Genomic DNA, 19,758 nt, shown 5'->3' on the forward strand with positions numbered 1-19,758 from the left:
GTCTCACCAATTGCCATCGGACTCGGGCAGGGACATCTCGGGTGGGTGCAGGACGTACGTGATGCCGCCGCTGCCGGAACTCCTGAGCCACACGCGCTCGAACGCCGCCCGCGGATACACCCGCCGCACCCGGCCGTCGGGCACGGCCGGGTCGTTGACCCGCACGTCGCCGCCGGCCGTGAAGCCGGTCACCACCATGAGGTTGCCGCTCGTGGAGTAGCCGGACCCGGGCAGCTCGCGCTCCTTGAAGGACAGCGACACCACCACCGGGATCCCGGCGCGGGCGAACCGCTCCAGCTCGGCCGCCGACCTCAGCCGGGTCACGAACCCGCGCAGCCCGTACGAGCCCGCGTACGCCACGTTGAACGGCCAGTTGCCGGTGCCCAGGTAGCTGCGGTCGTAGGTGCCGCGCGCGGCGTGGTCGACGGCCGGGTGGGGGCAGCCGCCGCCCACCCATCCCAGGTCGTCCGGCCCGCGGCCCCAGTAGGCCAGCACCATGGACGTCGCGGCGGGGCCGCACCAGTTGGCGCCGCCGCCGTCGTACTCCGGGTGGTGGCCCGCGTGCGCGTGCTGCCAAAACGCCGGCACGTCCAGCTCCACCGGCTCGCGGCCGGACGGCGGCGAGCCGGACGGGTGCGGCGGCAGCGCCGACGCCATCACCGCGAGCCCGTCGACCCGCGCGCCCGCCCCGCACGCCCGCACCCGGACCCGGTAGGCGGTGACGGGCCGCCGGGCCACGAACGTGTCGACCGCCACGTCGCCGTCGTCGTCGCCCTGGCCGGCCACCGACGTGCGCGGCTCGCCGTGCTCGGACCAGCGGCCCATCACGTACCACTTGGTGCGGCGGCCCTCGGCGGTGACCGCCTGCAGCTCGACCTCGATCCAGGAGCCCGGCGGGGTGCGCGCGGTCCACGACGGCACCAGCTGCGTCGCGGGGAAGCCGATCCGCTGGTCGTCACCGGTCCAGCCGTCCCCGGTGTCCGGGAGCACGGGGGGCACGGCGAAGCGGGTGAGGGCGACGCGGGGCCGGTCGACAGTGAGCACCAGCCCCATTGTGGGGTCGCGCCGCAGGTCACGCATCGGATGTTTTACGTACTGGCCTGATTGTCAGTCGTGATCACTATCGTCCGGGCCATGACTCAAGCAGTGCAGGCGTACTCCTACGCCGGGGCCTCCACGCTCGCCGACGGCAGGCTCGGCCTGTCGACCTCCGGCGGCACGGCGCTGTCCGGGCCCCACACGCACCCGAGGTTCTTCAGCGGCCTGCTCACCCAGGCCGCCCCGGCCGCGGCCGGGCTGCTGGCGGTGGCCGACGTGGCGCTGGCCCGCTACCACCAGCCGCGCCCCGGCTGGACCCGCGACCCGGTGGTGACCTGCGACGGCGACCGGCTCAGGTTCGAGTCGTTCTCCGCCTGCGGCGGCGTCTACGCCCGGCTCGACGTGACCGCCCTCGACGGCGAGGTGCTCGACCGCGGCACCACCAACGTCGACGTCAACGGCCCGCTGCGCGAGTCGCTGCGCCGGGTCGGCGGCCGTGACCCGCTCCACCTGGGCGTCGGCCCCGACGAGCTGACCGTCACCACGCTCGACGGCGCCGTGGTGGAGAAGAAGGTGCCGCTGCCCACCCGGTGGCTGCGCGGCTTCGCCGAGGTGCAGGTGATCGCGGCCGGGTTCGACCTGCGGGCCGAGCTGAACGGGCCGCAGGCGGTGCGCTTCCTGCGCTCGCTGCCGCGCCGCGCGCGCGGCGCCGTCTGGGCCGCGCCCGCCGGACGCGACCTGCGCCTGGCCGCCGGCCCCGGCCGCGGCGCCGTCTGCCTGTCGGGCACCGGGCGGATCGTCACGCTCATGCCGCTGCTCAGATTCGCCAAGGCGCTGCGCGTGTACGGCCCCGCGGGCGACGCCGAGCACCAGGCGAGCGCCTGGGAGCTGGAGCTGCCCGGGATGCGCTACACGCTGGCGGTCTCACCGCAGCCGTGGCGCGGTTTCTCCGGCGAGGGCCAGGTGCTGGAGGACCTGGCCACCGACGAGGCCGCCGGCGACGCCGACCTGATCGGCATGCTGCTCAACTTCGAGCCCGCCGTGGAGATCGGGCTGCTCGCCGACCGCTCCGGCCTCCCGCCCGCGCGGGTGCGCGCCGCGCTCACCCAGCTCGGCACCGCCGGCCGCGTCGGGTACGACCTGCATGACGCGTCCCACTTCCACCGCGAGCTCCCGTACGACCGCGACCAGGTCGCGGAGCTCAACCCGCGGCTCACCGCGGCCCGCGCCCTGGTGGAGTCGGGCGCGGTGCGGCTGGAGGGCGACCACGCGGAGGTCACCACGCCGGGCGGCGTCCGCCGGGTCGCGGTCGGGCCGGGTTCGTGCACCTGCGAGTGGTGGTTCGACCACCGTGGCTCCCGCGGCCCGTGCAAGCACGTGCTCGCCGCCAGGATCGCCGCCCGCGCCACCGTGGAGACCCCCGTCTGACACGGCCCCGGGTTCAGGCGTCCGTGTCGCCGTGTCGTAGGGCCGGCCGGGCTACAGGTAGAGGCCGGTGTTGTCGTCGGACGCGGCCGGGGTGAAGGTGCGGCCGGTGCGGAGCGCGTACAGCTCGGCGAGGGTCGCGCCCGACGGGCCGATGCCGTCGGAGGAGCCTAGCCAGGCGACCGCCTCCTCGCGCGACAGCGGGCCGACCTCCAGCTGCGCCAGGCAGCGGCCGGGACGCACGACGGCGGGATGCAGGCGGGTCAGGTCCTCGTTCGTGGTGATCGCCACCAGCACGTCGCGGCCCTGGCCGAGCAGGCCGTCGGTCAGGTTGAGCAGCCGCGACAGGCCCTGGCCCGCCTGCGACTTGGCCGACGCGCTGATCAGCTCGTCACAGTCTTCGAGCACGAGCAGCCGCCAGCGCTGCTTCTCGTCCTCGTCGTTGTCGTAGCCGACGGCCACCTCCATCAGGTAGCCGGGGTCGTCGAACAGCCGCTCGGGGTCGAGCACGCAGTCGACCTGACACCAGTCGTGCCACTGCTTGGCCAGCGTGCGCAGCAGCGTCGTCTTGCCGGTGCCCGGCGGGCCGTGCAGCAGGAGGAGGCGGCCGTTCACGTCGCCGGGGGTGATCGTCATCAGGTCGGCCAGGCCGCCGCGCACCCGCTCGGCGTAGTTGCCGCTGATCTGGTCCCACGGCTGGGCGGTGATCGGCTTCTCCGACCGGTTGCCGCCGTGGGAGCCGCGCCACCAGAAGCCCATCTCCACGTGGTCGGTCTCCGGTGCGGCCTCCTCGGCGCCGGCGACGCTCTCCTTGAGCACGGTGCGGGCCAGGTCCTCGCTGATCGCGCTCACGCTCAGGGTGGCCGAGCGGTTGCGGTGCCTGATCACCCGCAGGGTCCAGCCCTCGCCGCAGATCAGCCGCGACTCCATGCCGTCCTCGACCATGGCGGTGCGCACCACGCGGCCCTCGGCGGGGCGCAGCGGCGCGTCGGCGCGGACCCGCTCCAGGCTGGCGACCCGCGACCACGGCTGCAGGCCCGTCGCGAACGGCGACAGGGCCAGCGCGTCGATCACGTCGACGGCCGAGTCGGAGTCGTCGAGCCAGATGTTCATGGGAAGCTCGGCGTCTTCCGGGCTGGGGAACGGCACCTCCCTGATGACAGACATGGGGTCTATGATCACATCCTCGGGTGTGCGTGTCGAAAACTTTAACCTGCTCGCTTCAGCTCACCGTCACTTTTTCCGCCCATCGGCATGGTCAGCCGGTAATCCGCCTCGTTGTCGTCGGTGCGCTCCAGCGTCACCCGCATGCCGCCGGCGCTGTCGTACACCGCGCACAGACCGCCCAGCCCGCCGAGCCGGAACGACAGCGTCTTCTCCGACACCTCCGTCACCTGGAGTGTGCCGGTCTCGCAGCCCGCGTCCTCGCCGGGGGCGTGCCAGGTGCCGGTGCTCTCGCCCTCCTTGAGGGTGATGGCGACGGGTTCGTCCTCGAACTTCCTGTCCAGCATCTCGCTGTCGGCGGTGCCCTCCCACGTGCCGGCGAACGCGGCCGGGATCCGCAGGTCGCCCCGGCCGCTCTGAGCCGGTGAGCGGGTGGGCACCTGGCGCACGGGCTCCTCGGCCTGGGGGGACTCCCCGGCTCGGGTCGGCTCCCCGGCCGGGGTCGGCTCCCCGCTCGGGGACGGCGGGACCGTCGTGGAGACGGTGTTCTGTGTGGGAAGGGCGGCGGAGTCCCTCGCGCCGGGGTACGTCCACAGCAGCGCCGCGCCGCCGGCCGCCAGCGCCACCACCACTGCCAGCGCGCCGACCAGCACCGCCCTGGAGCGCCCGCGCCCCGGCCCGGTGCTGAGAGCGGAGGCCCCCGGCCCCGTCCGATCCACCCTCCGCCCTTCACCCGTGCCCGTCCCGGTGGGGCCGTCGACCGGGCCGGGGGAGCCGGGGTTGACCAGTTGGACCATCAGGGAGGGGGCGGTGGGGCGCAGGGACGGGTCCTTGGCGAGGGCCGAGGCGATGGGGCCGCGCAGACGCGGGGGGAGCGGTCGCAGGTCCGGTTCGGTGTGCAGGACGCGGTGGAGCACGGCGGGGACCGTGTCGGCGCCGAACGGGCTCACCCCGGTCGCCGCGAACAGCACGGTCGCCGCCCACGCGAACACGTCGGAGGCCGGGGACGCCGGGGCGCCGCCGATCTGCTCGGGCGACAGGTAGGCGGGGGTGCCGATCAGCCCCGACGTCATGGTCGCCGCCCCCTCGGCCCTGGCGATGCCGAAGTCGACCACCCGCGGCCCGTCCGGCCCCAGCAGCACGTTGGCCGGTTTGAGGTCGCGGTGCACGATGCCGGCCGCGTGGATCGCCGCCAGGGCCGTGGCCGTGCCGATCGCCACCCGCTCCAGGTCTCCGCCCGCCAGCGGCCCCCGGTCGCGCACCCGCTCGAACAGCGAGGGGCCGTCGATGAACTCGCTGATCACGTACGGGCGTGGCCCGTCGGTCGAGGCGGCCAGCACCCGCGCCGTGCAGAACGAGGCGATGCCCTCCAGGGCCGCCAGCTCGCGCGCCAGCCGCGCCCGCGTCTCGCGGTCGCCCGTGCTCAGCAGCTTGATCGCGACCGGCTCGCCGGCCTCGGAATGCGCCAGGTAGACGACGCCCTGCCCGCCCTCGCCGAGCCGCCCGGCCAGCCGGTAGCCGCCGAGCTCGGCCGGATCGCCGGGCGTCAGGGGAGTCGCCATGGTTCGTTACGTTACAGGTCGCCCCGGTTCGCCGGTATGGTGATCGATCTCTCCGCCGGGGCATCGGGGTGATCGCCGGGCGCTGATCCGTACCTGGAAGCTGCGCTAGCGTTCGGCGGGTGAGGACCATCGACTGGGTGGACGGCGCCGTCGAGCTCGTCGACCAGACCCGGCTGCCCGACGAGTGCGTGACCCTGCGCGTCGAGACCGTGGACGAGCTGGTCGGCGCCATCCGCAGGCTCTCCGTGCGGGGCGCGCCCGCGCTCGGCGTGGCGGGGGCGCTCGGCGTGGTGCTGGCCCGCGGCGACCAGGACGCCGTCGCCCGGCTGCGCGCGGCCCGGCCCACCGCCGTCAACCTCGCCTGGGGCGTCGACCGGGCCGCCGCCCGCATCCCGGAGGGGCCCGAGGCGGTGCTGGAGACGGCGCTGCGCATCAGGGACGACGACATCGCGGCCTGCCACGCCATGGGCGAGCGGGGCGCCGAGCTGCTCGAAGGCGACCGGCTGCGCATCATGACCGTGTGCAACACCGGCGGCCTGGCCTGCGTCGAGCGGGGCACCGCGCTCGGCGTCGCGCAGACCCTGCACGAGCGCGGCAGGCTCGCCGAGGTCCTCGCCCTGGAGACCCGCCCCCTGCTGCAGGGCGCCCGGCTCACCGCCTGGGAGCTGGCCAGGATGGGCGCGCCGCACCGCCTCGTCACCGACGGCGCCGGACCGTACCTGCTGGCCAGGGGAGGCGTCGACGCGGTGCTGATCGGCGCCGACCGGATCGCCGCCAACGGCGACACCGCCAACAAGATCGGTTCGTACGCGCTCGCGCTCGGCGCGGAGCGGGCCGGGGTGCCGTTCATCGTCGTCGCCCCCGAGAGCACGATCGACCCGGCCACGCCGTCGGGCGAGCACATCGAGATCGAGGACCGCGGAGCTGACGAGATCGTGGCCTTCCGCGGCACGCGCGTGGCTCCCGAAGGCACGGACGCGCTCAATCCCGCCTTCGATGTGACACCACATGACCTGATCACGGCGATCGTGACGGAAGAGCGGGTCATCCGGCCATAGGTAAAATAAACCGAATATCCTCACCTGAATGAGGGAGGACGTTACGCTGAGTGTTCAAGGTGACGTCTTCCGGGAGTAAGTCATGGCCATTGACTTGATCAGCAGGAAAGCGTGGGGTGCCCGATCGCCGCGCGGGAGCCATACCCGGCTCGACTCGACCAAGGGCGTGAAGGTCCACTACACCGGCGGGCGGGTCGACCCTCGCATCGTCGACGAGCACGACCGTTGCACGGCGCTGGTCCGCTCGATCCAGAACTCGCACATGGACGGCAACGGGTGGATCGACATCGGCTACTCGTTCGTGGCATGTCCGCACAAGAAGGTCTTCGAAGGACGGGGGCTCAACCGGTTGCCCGCCGCCAACGGATCGGGGCTCAACCGGGGCCACTACGCGGTGCTCGGCCTGGTGGGCAACGCGGGGCTGTTGGAACCGCCTGACGGGATGTTGCACGCGATTCTGGACGCCATTGACCATACCCGGCAGAACGGGCGGGCTGGCGATGAGATCAAGGGGCACCGCGACGGGTACGCCACCGACTGCCCGGGCGGGCCGCTGTACGCGTGGGTCCGCCGGGGCGCGCCCCGGCCCGACGGCGGGGGCAACGGCGCCCCTGAGCCGCCGGGCGCGCCGCCGTTCCCCGGCCGGCTGCTCAAGTACCCGCCGGTGACGCGCGGCGACGACGTGCGCACGTGGCAGGCCAAGATGGCCGAGCGCGAGTGGGAGATCGACGTGGACGGCGCGTACGGGCCCCAGTCGCGCGACGTGTGCCGCCGCTTCCAGCGCCAGCAGGAGATCGACGACGACGGTGTAGTGGGCCCCGTCACATGGCGGCGCACGTGGGAGGCACCTCAGGGGTAGGACTGGGGCCGACCCCCGGTTACCTCGTAAATCAGCCTATGCGTACTATCCGACCATGGATCTGGCTGCGGGGTTTCCTTCCACCTCGCGCGACGACTGGCGGGCGTTGGCCATAGCGGTGCTGCGCAAGTCCGGCGTCGACGCGGAGACGCCCGAAGAGGCGCTGTCCCACTCCACCTATGACGGGCTGGCTGTCGCACCGCTGTACGACGCCGCCGACCTGCCCGCGTCCGCGCCGTTCGAGCGCGGCTCGCGACCTGCCGGCGGCTGGGACGTCAGGCAGCGGCACGCGCTGCCCGACCCCGAGGCGGTGATGGCCGACCTGGAGAACGGGGTGACCTCGCTCTGGCTCGTCGTCGGCGACGGCGCGATCCCGGTGGCCGAGCTGCCCCGGGTGCTGAAGGGCGTCTTCCTCGACCTCGCGCCGGTCGTCCTGGAAGCGGGCGAGCTGACGGCCGAGGCCGCCGAGGCCCTGCTCACCCTGGCCGGTGACACCCCGCTCCAGGGCAACCTGGGCGCCTCGCCGCTGAGCCCCGAGGCCGCGGAGCTGGCGGCCCGGTGCGCCGCCGGGCATCCCGGGCTGCGGGCCGTCACGGTCGACGCCACCCCCTACCACGACGCGGGCGGCGGCGACGCCGAGGAGCTCGGCTGCTCGCTCGCGCTCGCCGTGGCCGGCCTGCGCGCGCTCACCGCCGCCGGGCTCACCGTCCAGCAGGCATGCGACCAGCTCGAGTTCCGGTACGCCGCCACCGACGATCAGTTCGCCACCATCGCCAAGCTGCGGGCGGCCAGGCGGCTGTGGGACCGGGTCACCGAGGTGACCGGCGCCTCCGGGTCGCAGCGCCAGCACGCGGTGACCAGCTCGGCCATGATGACCGGCCGCGACCCCTGGGTGAACATGCTGCGCGCCACCGTCGCCTGCTTCGCGGCCGGGGTCGGCGGCGCCGACGCGGTGACCGTGCAGCCGTTCGACGCGGTGGTCCGGCCGCCGGACGCGTTCTCCCGCCGGATCGCCCGCAACACGCAGTCGCTGCTGCTGGAGGAGGCCGGCGTCGGGCGCGTGGTCGACCCGTCGGGCGGCTCCTGGTACGTCGAGCGCCGCACCGAGGAGCTCGCCGGGCAGGCCTGGGCCTGGTTCCAGGAGATCGAGGCGGCCGGCGGCATCGAGGCCGCCGCCGAGCTGGTCGCCGGCCGCGTCGCCGCCACCCGGGAGCGCCGCGCCGCCGACCTCGCGCACCGCCGCCTCCCGCTCACCGGCGTCAGCGAGTTCCCCGATCTGGAGGAGAAGCCTCTCAACGGAGCCTCCTCCTCTGGACCGTTCCTGGCGTCCCACTCGCCCGCCGCCCTCGCCACCGGGCTGCCGAAGATCCGGTACGCGCAGGAGTTCGAGGAGCTGCGTGACCTGGCCGACGCGCAGGCCGAGCGGCCCAAGGTGTTCCTGGCCACGATCGGGCCGGTCGCCGTGCACACGCCGCGGGCCGCGTTCGCCGCCAACCTCTTCCGGGCCGGCGGGCTCGACACCGAGACCGCGGGCCCCGGCGCCGACCCCGAGCAGATCGCCACCGCCTTCGCCGTCAGCGGGGCCACCGTGGCCTGCCTGTGCTCCAGCGACAAGCTCTACGGCCAGCACGCCGAGGCGGTCGCCGCCGCGTTGAGACGGGCCGGCGCGCGCACGGTCTGGCTGGCGGGGAAGGGTGACTATGACGGCGTCGACGGCTATGTCCACGCCGGCTGCGACGCGCTCGGCGTCCTGCGCACGACCTTCCGCGACCTGGAGGTGACCCGATGATCCCCGACTTCTCGACCGTCCCGCTCACGGCCCGCTCGTCCGGGGGCGACGGCCCGGGGCCTGACGCCCCCGCCTGGGAGACGCCGGAAGGGATCGCGGTCAAGCCGCTCTACACCGGCCGTGACCTCGACGGGCTCGACTTCCTGGGCACCTACCCGGGTGCCGCGCCCTACCTGCGCGGGCCGTACCCGACCATGTACGTCAACCAGCCGTGGACCATCCGCCAGTACGCGGGCTTCTCCACGGCCGCCGACTCCAACGCCTTCTACCGCCGCAACCTGGCCGCCGGGCAGAAGGGCCTGTCGGTGGCCTTCGACCTGGCCACCCACCGGGGCTACGACTCCGACCACCCGCGCGTGGCCGGCGACGTCGGCATGGCGGGGGTGGCGATCGACTCGATCTACGACATGCGCCAGCTCTTCGACGGCATCCCGCTGGACCGCATGTCGGTGTCCATGACCATGAACGGGGCCGTGCTGCCCATCCTGGCGCTCTACATCGTGGCGGCCGAGGAACAGGGGGTGACGCCGGAGCAGCTGGCCGGCACCATCCAGAACGACATCCTCAAGGAGTTCATGGTACGGAACACGTACATCTATCCGCCTGCGCCGTCGATGCGGATAATTTCGGATATTTTCGCGTACACCAGCGAAAAGATGCCGAAATTCAACTCCATCAGCATTTCCGGCTACCACATCCAGGAAGCCGGGGCCACCTGCGACCTGGAGCTCGCCTACACCCTGGCCGACGGGGTCGAGTACCTGCGGGCCGGGATCGCCGCCGGGATGGACGTCGACCGGTTCGCGCCGCGCCTGTCGTTCTTCTGGTGCATCGGCATGAACTTCTTCATGGAGGTCGCCAAGCTGCGGGCCGCCCGGCTGCTCTGGGCCAAGCTGGTCGACGGGTTCGGCGCGAAGAACCCCAAGTCGCTGAGCCTGCGCACGCACTCGCAGACGTCGGGCTGGTCGCTGACCGCGCAGGACGTGTTCAACAACGTCGCGCGCACCTGCGTCGAGGCCATGGCCGCCACCCAGGGCCACACCCAGTCGCTGCACACCAACGCGCTGGACGAGGCGCTCGCGCTGCCCACCGACTTCTCCGCCAGGATCGCCCGCAACACCCAGATCCTGCTCCAGCAGGAGTCGGGCACCACGCAGGTGATCGACCCGTGGGGCGGCTCCTACTATGTCGAGCGGCTCACCCACGACCTGGCCGAGCGCGCCTGGGAGCACATCCAGGAGGTGGAGGCGGCGGGCGGCATGGCCAAGGCCATCGAGGCGGGGCTGCCCAAGCTCCGCATCGAGGAGGCCGCGGCCCGCACCCAGGCCCGCATCGACTCCGGCCGCCAGCCCGTCATCGGTGTCAACAAGTACCGTCCGGACGCCGACGAGCCCATCGAGGTGCTCAAGGTCGACAACAGCGCGGTCCGCGCCCAGCAGCTGGAGAAGCTGCGCGCGCTGCGGGCCGAGCGGGACGAGGCCGCGGTCGGCCGGGCGCTCGACGCGCTCACCCACGCCGCCGCCAACCCCGGCCCCGACGCCAACCTGCTCAAGCTGTCGGTGGACGCCGCCCGCGCGAAGGCCACCGTGGGCGAGATCTCCTCCGCGCTGGAGAAGGTGTTCGGCCGGCATGCCGAGCAGGTCCGTACCATCTCAGGTGTGTACCGCGACGAGGCGGGCCCGGCCGCCGACATCGAGCGCGCCCGCGAGGCGTGCGCCGAGTTCGAGCGCGCCGAGGGCCGCAGGCCGCGCATCCTGGTCGCCAAGATGGGCCAGGACGGCCACGACCGGGGCCAGAAGGTGATCGCCACCGCCTTCGCCGACCTGGGCTTCGACGTCGACGTCGGCCCGCTGTTCCAGACGCCGGAGGAGGTGGCCAGGCAGGCGGTCGAGGCCGACGTGCACGTCGTCGGCGTCTCCACGCTCGCCGCCGGGCACCTCACCCTGGTGCCCGCGCTGAAGAAGGCGCTCGCCGACCTCGGCGCCGAGGACGTCATGATCGTGGCGGGCGGGGTCATCCCGCCGGGCGACTTCGACGAGCTGCGCGCCGCCGGGGCCGCCGCGATCTTCCCGCCGGGCACCGTGATCGCCACCGCCGCACTGGAACTGCTGGAGGATCTGCGCGGGCGGGCGTAGCGCTTTCCGCGTGACACCGCCCCGGCATCCGAAGTGCCGGGGCGGTGTCATTGCGGCGTGGGCGAAGATGTCAGGCTGTAGCCGGATCTGCGAGGAAGGGGCGTGGCGTGCGCTCGCTGGAGGACTACGTTCGGGGCGTCAAGGCGGGGGCGCGGGCCTGGGTCGCCCGTGCCATCACGCTCGTGGAGTCCACCAGGCCCGACCACCGGGCGATGGCCCAGGAGCTGCTGGTCGAGCTGACCCCGCTCACCGGTAAGGCGCGGCGGGTGGGCATCTCGGGAGTGCCCGGGGTGGGCAAGTCGACGTTCATCGACGGGTTCGGCACCATGCTCACCGGGGAGGGCCACCAGGTCGCGGTGCTGGCCGTCGACCCGTCCTCCACCAGGACCGGCGGCAGCATCCTCGGCGACAAGACCCGGATGTCGAGGCTGGCCGTCGACCCGGCCGCGTTCATCAGGCCCTCGCCCACGTCCGGCACCCTCGGCGGCGTGGCCAAGGCCACCAGGGAGGCGATCGTCGTGGTGGAGGCGGCCGGGTTCGACGTGGTGCTGGTCGAGACCGTCGGCGTCGGCCAGTCGGAGACCGCGGTCGCGGACATGGTCGACACGTTCCTGCTGCTCACGCTCGCCCGTACCGGAGACCAGCTGCAGGGCATCAAGAAGGGCGTGCTGGAGCTGGCGGACGTGATCGCGGTGAACAAGGCCGACGGCGAGCACGCGCTCGCGGCGCGCAAGGCCGCGCGCGAGCTGGCCGGGGCGCTGCGCATGCTGCGCTCCGACAGCGCGCCGCCGCCCGTGCTCACCTGCAGCGGCCTGACCGGCGACGGGCTGGAGGAGCTGTGGCGCCAGGTCCTGGCCCATCAGGAGGGCCTGGACCTGGCGGACAAGCGCCGCCGCCAGCAGGTGCGGTGGACCTGGACGATGGTGCACGACCGGCTGCTGGCCGAGCTGCGCGACGACCCGCGGGTGTCGGAGATCCGCGACGGGATCGAGCGCGAGGTGCTCGCCGGCACCCTGACCCCGTCGCTCGCCGCCGACCGCCTGCTGGCCGCCTTCAAGCGCTCCTGAGCTACGCCTGGCCGTCGTAGAAGGAGTCGAGGGTCTCGCCGTAGCGCTCCTCGACCGCCTTGCGCTTGACCTTCAGGCTGGGCGTCAGCTCGCCGGTCTCGACCGCGAAGTCCTGCGAGAGGATCGAGAACTTCTTGATCGTCGCGTAGCTGGCCTGGTCGGCGTTCACCTGGTCGACCGCCTTCTGGACCTCCTCGCGCATCCGGGGGTGCGCGCGCAGCTCCTCCGGGTCGGTCGGCAGGCCCTGGGCCTCGGCCCACGGCCTGGTCACGTCCATGTCGAGGGTCATCAGCGCGGTGCAGAAGTTGCGGCGGTCGCCGTGCACGAACACATGCGAAAGGTACGGGCACGCGGCCTTGATGCGGCCTTCCAGGTGGGTCGGGGCGACGTACTTGCCGCCGGAGGTCTTGATCAGCTCCTTCTTGCGGTCGGTGATGGTCAGCCGGCCCTGGTCGTCGAGCTCGCCGATGTCGCCGGTGTGGAGCCAGCCGTCCTCGAGCGCCTCGGCGGTCTCCTCCGGCAGGCCGTGGTAGCCGCGCATGATGCCGCGACCGCCGATGAGGATCTCCCCGTCGTCGGCGATGCGCACCTCCGTGCCGGGCAAGGGCTGGCCCACCGAGCCGAACTTCACGTTCGCCGGGCGGTTGAGGAAGCTGCCCGCCGAGGACTCGGTCAGCCCGTAGCCTTCGAGGATCGTCAGCCCGGCCGCGTCGAAGAACTCGGCGATGTCCTGCGAGAGCGGCGCCGCCCCGGAGATGAAGTAGCGGATCCGGCCGCCGAATCGGGCGCGCAGCTTGCTGAACACCAGCCGGTCGGCGATCGCGTACTCGATCTTGGTCGTCAGCGGGATCGGGGCGCCGTGCTGGCGCGCCCGGACCACCCGGACGCCGGTCTTGCGCGCCCAGTTGAAGATCTTCAGCTTGGCGCCGCCCTCGCGCTGCTGGGTGGCCGCCACCGTGTTGTGGATCTTCTCGAAGATGCGCGGGGCGGCGGCCATGAACGACGGCTGCAGCGCGCCCAGGTTGTCGGCGATGCGGTCGAGCCGCCCGTCGATCGCGGTCGGCGTGCCGATGTCGATCATCACGACCTCCAGCAGCTTGCCGAACGAGTGGGACAGCGGCAGCCACAGGAAGTGGAGGTCGTCGGAGGTGATCAGGTTGAGCTCGCGGACCGCGCTCGCCGCGTACAGCCAGTTGTCGTGGGTGAGCTCCACGCCCTTGGGGCGGCCCGTGGTGCCGGAGGTGTAGATGAGCGTGGCCAGGTCGGCCTCGCCGATGGCGTCGACCATGGCGTCGTAGTCGGCCTCGGCCGCGGCCTTGCCCGGCACGTCGTCGAGCTTGATCACCCAGCCGTCGTCGCTCGCGGTGCCGTCGATCACGATCACCTGCGTGACGTCAGGCAGCTCCTTCTGCACCGAGCGCAGCTTGGCCACCTGGTCGTCGTTCTCCGCGATGACGATCGAGGTGCCGGAGTCGTTGACGACGAAGGCGCACTCGGCCGCGGTGTTGGACGGGTAGATCGTGGTCGTCGCCGCGCCGGTCGACAGCACCGCCAGGTCGCACAGGATCCACTCCAGGCGGGTGGAGCACAGGATGGAGACCCGGCGGTCGGGGCCCGCGCCGAGGGCGGCCAGGCCGAGCGCCAGCTCCCGGACCCGCTCCCCGGTGGCGCGCCAGGACAACGACGTCCATCCGTCGCCCGACGGCGTCCGGTACGCCTCGGCTTCGGGGGTGGCCGCGATCCGGTCGCGGAGAAGAGAGGGGATGCTGGACATAGCCTGACCTCCTGTGGGGGTGTTGCAGCAGACTCTAGGACGAGTGCGCGCCTCCAGTCGACGGGCTGCGCCCCCGGCCCCCCGAGGTCCTGCCCACGAGGCACGACGTGCGTACCTCCCAGGCGCCGCAGGCGCACCGCAGATACGACACCACGCCGTCGGAGGTGGCGTGGGTGGAGACGAGGGTCAGGGCGAGCGGGTCATGGAGGTGTCTGGAGTCCATGTCCCCAAGGTGATGTAATGGTCTTGTGCATTTCAACACTTACGGGGGCAACGGGGCCGCGCTCTCGGCGGCCCTGGTCAACGCCACCGACTTCCGCCCGGGGCCGCTCGCCGGTCTGCTGACCGAGCACGAGATGCTGCGCACCGCGATGACGCCCGCCCAGGCGGGGGAGATGGAGGCCTGGGCTCTCCGCCTCGACCCGGTCTTCGGCGAGCCCGAGGTCGCCAAGCAGATCACCCTGGTCAACGACCTGCTGGAGATCACCGCGGCCAGGCCGTTCGTGAGCACCCACGACGGGCTGACGCCCCACCTGCACTTCTCCTCGACCGAAGGAGACATCGTGGCCAGGGCCAAGGACACCACCGCCGGCGGCCTGGCGATGGCCATCTGCTTCTCCGACGGGCGCAGGCTCGGCCGCTGCGACCGTGAGGGGTGCCGCACCGTGTACGTGGACACCTCGCGCAACGGGCGCAGGCGCTTCTGCTCGCTCTCCTGCGCCAACCGGGTCAACGTGGCGGCGCACCGTACCCGGCAGAAGGGACTCACGGGAACGTGAATTGACGTCGGGGGATGAAGCGGGCGATAGTGTGGCAGGTGACTGCCCCTCGGATCTTCACCTGCACGCTCGCCCTGGCGGCTCTCACAATCGGAGCGTGCAGCGCCGCGCCCACCGTCACCGGTGGCGAGACCAGCGCGAGCGGCGTGGCGGGCGGAAACGGCGCGGCGGTAGCGGGAGACCCGTCGACCTCGGCGACCCCCGTGCCCACAGCGCTGACCGCCGACGCCTACAAAGGCGAGCTCGACGGCCGGCGCGACGACATGAGCAAGGCCATCAAGTCCCTGGCCGGCGCCCGCTCGCTGAAGTCGCTCGACCAGCGCGTCGTCAAGGCCCAGGAGACCCTCCAGAGCGCCGCCGACGAACTGGCCCGGCTCAGCCCGCCGCCCGAGGTCCAGGCCCAGCACACGGCGTACGTCGAGAGCCTGCGCGAGGTCGCGCTCCAGCTCGGCACGTCGGCGACCAAGGTGGGCAGCAGGGACCTGTGCACCCCGTCCGCCGTCTTCACCGACCTGGACGACCCGCTGACCGCGCTCGGCCGGGCCGGCAAGGCGCTGGAGGACGCCGGCGACTACGAGGCCGACATCGTGTCGGTGAAGGCCGCGGGCAAGAAGAACAGGCGGCTCGGCAACGGCCACTTCCTGCGCAAGGGCGGCTCCGGCGGCCGCAGCTCACTGCAGATCCACAACGGCGGCACCCGCGACGCGGTGATCAGCCTGGTGCGCGGCAAGTCCAAGGTCTACAGCGTGTACGTGCGCAAGAAGGCCAAGTTCAAGATCAACAATGTGGGTGACGGGAACTACCGCATCTACTTCACCCACGGCGTCGACTGGGACGGCAAGAGCCGTTCGTTCACCCGGGAGTGCAGCTTCGAGCGCTTCCAGAAGTCGGTGCGGTTCAAGACCACCTACACCGCCACGCAGATCCGCTGGCACGACTGGCGGATCACGCTGCACGCGATCTCCGGCGGCAACGCCCGCACCGCGAAGGTCGACCCGGACGACTTCCCGGCCTGATCGCGCGAACGGGGCCTCGCGGTCGCGCGGCCCCGTTCTGACGGATCAGCTGGAGAAGAGCATGCCCACCCAGCTGCGCTGGCGGTGATGCTTGCTGTGGCCGTAGTGGCCGCCGGGCCGGGGCGCGCCCCAGGCCGGGCCGCCCGGCGCGGGCGGCGGAGGAGCGGCGTGGTAGGCCGCCTCCATCTGCGTCAGCGTCTCGAGCTCGCCGTAGTCCAGGAAGATCCCACGGCAGTTGTCGCACTGCTCGATGTGGATACCGTTGCGCTCATACGTCCGCATGTTGCCGCGGCACTTCGGGCACTGCATCTACACGCACTCCTTGGCCTCGATGTCCTGGGTGAAACCTATCGCGCGCGTCGCCGTCACGCTCTGACGATTCTGCTGCACGATTCGACCAACGAATGCTCGACCTCGTCCAGTTCCCTGCCTTCCCGGTGGGCATGGCACACGGCCACGGCCGCGAGTTGCGCCGTCACCGCCCTGGCGGGCAGGTCGAGGCGGCGCCACGGGTCGTCGCCGCCCAGCGCCGGGCCGCCCGCCGCCAGGTAGGCCCCCAGGAAGCGGTCCCAGACCTCCGGCTCCAGCAGGCCTGCCGCGTACCACGCGGCCGGCCTGGCCAGGTCCCACGCCGGGTCGCCCACGCCGAGGTCGTCGGCGTCGATCAGCAGCCACCGGTCGCGGAACACGAGCTGGCCCAGGTGCCAGTCGCCGTGCGCGAGCAGCCCCGGCCCCGGCTCCGGCTCGGGCAGCTCCGCGAACGCGCGCCGGATCAGCCGCTCCACCGGCCCGTCGCCCTCCATCCGCCGCACCGCCCTGGCCGCCCTGCCAGGGCCGCCGGCCGCGGGCAGCCGCGGCAGCAGCGTGAGAGGCACCGCGTGCAGCCGGGCCAGGAGCCTGGCGCCCTCCTCCCAGGGGGCGTCATCCGCCTCCTCCCGCCTGATCGGGCGGCCCGCCGGCCACACCGTCACCGCTCGCCCCGACACCGTGAGCACGTCGGGCACCAGCGGCGCCAGCATCACCCCGGCCAGCGCGGCGGACGCGCAGGCGCGTAATCGCGCGCGCAGGCCGGGCACGTCCTCGCGGACGGCGTGCGCCTTCACCACCACCTCGCCGCGCCGCACCACCACCGAGTCCGAGCGCGTCTGGTGACGCACCGGATCGCCGCTGCCCCCGTACGTGCCGGCGACCCCGGCCAGCTCCCCCTCAAGACCCACGCGTACAGAGTATTCGCCGGTGCGGGGGCGAGTGCGTTCGGACGCCACCGCCGGATGGGGCCAAACCCCCGGCAGGACCTGCGGTTGGGGCGGCCCGCCCACGTTCGGTGTGTGCCAGTCGAAGCCTGCGGATGCCGCTGGTTGCGGAAGGTGCGTGGAATGACCTTGCGGCTCGTGGCCACGGCTTCCCTGGCGATTGCACCATGACGCGAGCCGCCCACGACAGCACCAACACGGCGCGCCACCATGCGCCGTGCCTGCGGGAGCGCACCTCACGCTGTCCGTCCGGCAGGCACCCGCCGATCAACCAGCCCCGCAGCCGCACCGTGGATCATCCGGCGGCGAGTCACGGGCGTGTCGGAGCTGGTCGACCTCGCAGGCGCGCCATCGTGTGCGCTTGACGCCGCCGCGGTGCCGCCTGGCAGGCGCCGTGCCTCCCACCAGCAGACGGCCCTGCGTGCTCTGCGCGAAGACCCCGATGTACTGGAACTCCGCGCTGGTGGATCACCTGGACGCGGTGCTCGCCGCGGCAGCGGCCGGCCCCGGGGAGCTGGTGAAGGGGGCGCTCGGGTAGGAGGACGGTGGAGGACGAGCCGCCGAGCTTGACGCTGGCGCGGTGCGCGTGCGGTGATCGGAATCTGTGGGGACGCGAAGGCGGGGTTCTTCGTGTGCGGGTCGTGTGGGAATCACGTGAGCGGGGTCGAGGGGTGGGCCTGGTCGCGGAGGAGGTGGGGTGACGTGCTGTCAGGTGCAGGGCAGGATGTCTTTCCGGACGTTCGTCGGGTCCCCAAGTATGAGTGGCAGCTCGCCTCCGGCCCATTGAGAAAGGCTGATCGGCTTGTTCCCATCACTCAGATCCCAGACGCCCACCGAGCTCTTCAGATCCCGGACGTCCACCGAGCGCCCTTCCGCCACGGCCAATCTGACCTTTTGTCTGGGGTCGTACGAGTTGCTTCTTGAAGGGCCGGGGCTGAAGGGAATAGGGACGGTGACTGATGCCTCGCTGCAAGCATCGATCATGACCGAGTAGATGTACGTCCCCTCAGCCAGGTCTGATGATGTGGCCCTAACCCACAGCTGGGCTCGGCGAGGGTTGGCGTTGCGGATGTTGTAGTGAGCTCCCCCGACAGATGGGCCGCCCGAAACATCGAAGTTTCGGATGAACGCCGTTCTCGCGTTGGCTTCTTCCTCGGCCTTGGCTCTCTCCTTCTCGCGCTTGTCCTCAGCGCGTTGCGCGAGTGCGTCGGTCCGCTGTTGTTCGCTGATCTCTAAGGCGTTCATGGAGATGAGGAGCGCGGGGATGGACATGAGGCCAGCTAGGACGGTGGCGACGGCGGCCCATGCTTGGACGTTCCAGCGGACGTCTCGGACACGCCGCCGCGGACGCGGCCGGGGGCGAGCGGCGAGTCGTGTGGTGGTTCGCGCGAAGGGGCGTGGTGCGGTGCGCAGGATTGATGTTCGCCGTGGCGGCTTCCGTCCCATACCCCATTGTGTTGCTGGGGGCATCTGATCGCGTGGCGTAGCGGGAGGAGGTGGTGATCAGTGATGAAGGTCAGCGGCTGGTGCACATGTCGCCTGGCCCGTCCGCGCTGCGCCGCGTGGTGGAACGCTGACCCGCTTGATCGCGATTACGTGACATGGGGACGGAAGCGTTCTTGCCACGGCCGCGCAGATTCTGCCGACGATCCTGATCGCGTTGCTGCTGGAGTCTTGGTTCGTCATGCAGTTCATGCGTGGCCTCGTGGCGGAGGCCCGGAACGAGGGTGACGTCCAAGGGACTAGCCTGCGGCTTTCACGGCGAAGGTCACGTCCGTGGACGTGACCCAGGACGCCGCTACGGAGTATGCGCGCAATGGCCGCACCGGTGGACCGTGAGTGTCGATCCTCCTCCCAGGTCATGAGCCCCTCTGGGGGAGGAGTTCGGGTCGGTCAGACTAGGGGCATGAGAATCGGATTCGCCGTGCCCCAGTCAGGGGCGTGGGCCACGCCGCAGGCCATGCGCACGATCGCCACCCGGGCGGAGCGGCTCGGATACCACGAGCTGTGGACCTTCCAGCGGATGCTCTATCCGGTGGGGCACGAGATGGGGCCCACCTATCGCAGCGTGCACGACCCGCTGATCACGCTGTCCTACCTGGCCGGCGTGACCGAGCGGATCCGGCTCGGGGTGGCGGTGGTGAACGCGTTCGTGCAGCCGGTGCCGCTGGCCAAGCAACTCGCCACCCTGCAGACCCTCTCGGGCGGCAGGCTGACGGCCGGGCTGGGGCTCGGGTGGGTGGAGGAGGAGTTCGAGGCGGCCGGGGTCGGCTTCGCGCGGCGCGGGCGCAGGGGCGAGGAGTTCGTCGAGGTGCTGCGCAAGATGTGGGGCGACGAGGTGGTGGAGCACCAGGGCGAGTTCTACCGGATCTCGCCGTCGTACGCCGACCCTAAGCCGTCCCCGGCGCCGCCGATCCTGCTGGGCGGCACGGCCGAGGTGGCGCTGCGCAGAGCCGGACGGCTGGCCGACGGGTGGGTGAGCTCCAGCCGCGAGGACCTGTCGGGCATCGCCGGGCGCATCGCGCTGGTGAAGGCGGCGGCCTCGGAGGCCGGGCGGGACGCCGGGGCCCTGCGGTTCGTCTGCCGGGGCGTCACCCGGGTGCGGCCCGAGCCGGGGGAGCGGCGGCGGCTGACGGGCACCGTGGAGGAGATCAGGGGCGATGTCGCCTGGCTGGCGGAGCAGGGCGTGACCGACCTCTTCCACGACCTCAACTTCGACCCGCACGTCGTCACCGCCTCCCCTGACGAGGCACTGCGCCACGCCGAGGACCTCCTGGAGGCCCTCGCCCCGTCCGCCTAGCCTTCCCGAACATGCCCACTTCGTATTCTGTGTCGCACG

18 protein-coding genes are annotated in these 19,758 nt (G+C 72.2%); 10 read left to right on the forward strand and 8 right to left on the reverse strand.

The window, feature by feature from the left end; translation table 11 throughout:
• Positions 1 to 3: 3 nt before the first annotated feature.
• Positions 4 to 1,053 carry a peptidase C39 family protein gene (locus AB0K05_RS07370; protein ID WP_271276492.1) on the reverse strand — a complete coding sequence of 350 codons (1,050 nt, stop codon included), beginning with the start codon at positions 1,051 to 1,053 and terminating at the stop codon, positions 4 to 6.
• A gap of 81 nt (positions 1,054 to 1,134) precedes the next feature.
• Between AB0K05_RS07370 and AB0K05_RS07375 the strand changes: the two genes are divergently transcribed.
• Complete coding sequence (locus AB0K05_RS07375; protein WP_364227424.1) at positions 1,135 to 2,466, forward strand: SWIM zinc finger family protein; 1,332 nt, start codon at positions 1,135 to 1,137, stop codon at positions 2,464 to 2,466.
• A gap of 51 nt (positions 2,467 to 2,517) precedes the next feature.
• Here AB0K05_RS07375 and AB0K05_RS07380 read toward each other — a convergent pair whose 3' ends face one another.
• Positions 2,518 to 3,630: a DUF5925 domain-containing protein gene (locus AB0K05_RS07380; protein ID WP_148032526.1), complete on the reverse strand. Its 1,113-nt coding sequence runs from the start codon at positions 3,628 to 3,630 to the stop codon at positions 2,518 to 2,520.
• Between the two features lie 41 nt (positions 3,631 to 3,671).
• The gene (locus tag AB0K05_RS07385) at positions 3,672 to 5,189 is read right to left on the reverse strand and encodes a serine/threonine-protein kinase (protein ID WP_364227427.1); all 1,518 of its coding nucleotides are present in this window, start codon (positions 5,187 to 5,189) and stop codon (positions 3,672 to 3,674) included.
• Positions 5,190 to 5,308: 119 nt separating this feature from the next.
• Between AB0K05_RS07385 and mtnA the strand changes: the two genes are divergently transcribed.
• The 5 genes from mtnA to meaB all read left to right on the forward strand — a co-directional run bounded on the left by mtnA (position 5,309) and on the right by meaB (position 12,097).
• A complete protein-coding gene (gene mtnA / locus AB0K05_RS07390) occupies positions 5,309 to 6,247 on the forward strand; it encodes an S-methyl-5-thioribose-1-phosphate isomerase (RefSeq protein ID WP_148032524.1) in 939 nt (312 codons plus the stop codon).
• Positions 6,248 to 6,329: 82 nt separating this feature from the next.
• Positions 6,330 to 7,106 carry an N-acetylmuramoyl-L-alanine amidase gene (locus tag AB0K05_RS07395; protein ID WP_364227430.1) on the forward strand — a complete coding sequence of 259 codons (777 nt, stop codon included), beginning with the start codon at positions 6,330 to 6,332 and terminating at the stop codon, positions 7,104 to 7,106.
• 55 nt (positions 7,107 to 7,161) lie between these two features.
• Positions 7,162 to 8,895, forward strand: coding sequence for a methylmalonyl-CoA mutase family protein (locus AB0K05_RS07400; RefSeq protein WP_364227433.1), 1,734 nt, complete (start codon positions 7,162 to 7,164; stop codon positions 8,893 to 8,895).
• Positions 8,892 to 11,030, forward strand: a complete 2,139-nt coding sequence (gene scpA, locus AB0K05_RS07405; RefSeq protein ID WP_148032521.1) for a methylmalonyl-CoA mutase — start codon at positions 8,892 to 8,894, stop codon at positions 11,028 to 11,030. The genes AB0K05_RS07400 and scpA overlap by 4 nt, the downstream gene beginning before the upstream one ends.
• Before the next feature lie 107 nt (positions 11,031 to 11,137).
• Complete coding sequence (gene meaB, locus AB0K05_RS07410; protein ID WP_148032520.1) at positions 11,138 to 12,097, forward strand: methylmalonyl Co-A mutase-associated GTPase MeaB; 960 nt, start codon at positions 11,138 to 11,140, stop codon at positions 12,095 to 12,097.
• Position 12,098: 1 nt separating this feature from the next.
• Here meaB and AB0K05_RS07415 read toward each other — a convergent pair whose 3' ends face one another.
• Both AB0K05_RS07415 and AB0K05_RS07420 read right to left on the reverse strand, forming a co-directional pair.
• Entirely contained in the window at positions 12,099 to 13,871 is a 1,773-nt protein-coding gene (locus tag AB0K05_RS07415) for a long-chain fatty acid--CoA ligase (protein ID WP_148032519.1), read from the reverse strand.
• A 34-nt stretch (positions 13,872 to 13,905) separates the two neighbouring features.
• Entirely contained in the window at positions 13,906 to 14,094 is a 189-nt protein-coding gene (locus AB0K05_RS07420) for a hypothetical protein (protein WP_148032518.1), read from the reverse strand.
• Positions 14,095 to 14,119: 25 nt separating this feature from the next.
• Between AB0K05_RS07420 and AB0K05_RS07425 the strand changes: the two genes are divergently transcribed.
• Entirely contained in the window at positions 14,120 to 14,650 is a 531-nt protein-coding gene (locus tag AB0K05_RS07425; protein WP_364227437.1) for a CGNR zinc finger domain-containing protein, read from the forward strand.
• Positions 14,651 to 14,688: 38 nt separating this feature from the next.
• Positions 14,689 to 15,666, forward strand: a complete 978-nt coding sequence (locus tag AB0K05_RS07430) for a hypothetical protein (protein ID WP_364227439.1) — start codon at positions 14,689 to 14,691, stop codon at positions 15,664 to 15,666.
• 45 nt (positions 15,667 to 15,711) lie between these two features.
• Here AB0K05_RS07430 and AB0K05_RS07435 read toward each other — a convergent pair whose 3' ends face one another.
• Positions 15,712 to 15,975 (reverse strand): zf-TFIIB domain-containing protein, encoded by a 264-nt coding sequence (locus AB0K05_RS07435; protein WP_148032515.1) that lies wholly within the window; start codon positions 15,973 to 15,975, stop codon positions 15,712 to 15,714.
• Between the two features lie 56 nt (positions 15,976 to 16,031).
• Positions 16,032 to 16,883, reverse strand: coding sequence for a phosphotransferase (locus AB0K05_RS07440; protein ID WP_148032514.1), 852 nt, complete (start codon positions 16,881 to 16,883; stop codon positions 16,032 to 16,034).
• 397 nt (positions 16,884 to 17,280) lie between these two features.
• On the opposite strand from AB0K05_RS07440, the gene AB0K05_RS07445 reads away from it, so the two are divergent.
• Positions 17,281 to 17,457, forward strand: coding sequence for a hypothetical protein (locus tag AB0K05_RS07445; protein ID WP_364227444.1), 177 nt, complete (start codon positions 17,281 to 17,283; stop codon positions 17,455 to 17,457).
• Positions 17,458 to 17,627: 170 nt separating this feature from the next.
• On the opposite strand, the gene AB0K05_RS07450 is transcribed toward AB0K05_RS07445, so the two are convergent.
• Positions 17,628 to 18,191, reverse strand: coding sequence for a hypothetical protein (locus AB0K05_RS07450; protein ID WP_364227447.1), 564 nt, complete (start codon positions 18,189 to 18,191; stop codon positions 17,628 to 17,630).
• 634 nt (positions 18,192 to 18,825) lie between these two features.
• Between AB0K05_RS07450 and AB0K05_RS07455 the strand changes: the two genes are divergently transcribed.
• Entirely contained in the window at positions 18,826 to 19,719 is an 894-nt protein-coding gene (locus tag AB0K05_RS07455; RefSeq protein ID WP_364227450.1) for a TIGR03619 family F420-dependent LLM class oxidoreductase, read from the forward strand.
• The last annotated feature ends 39 nt before the right edge of the window (positions 19,720 to 19,758 follow it).

The organism is Nonomuraea sp. NPDC049486 (assembly GCF_040676925.1).
Taxonomy (GTDB): domain Bacteria; phylum Actinomycetota; class Actinomycetes; order Streptosporangiales; family Streptosporangiaceae; genus Nonomuraea; species Nonomuraea ferruginea.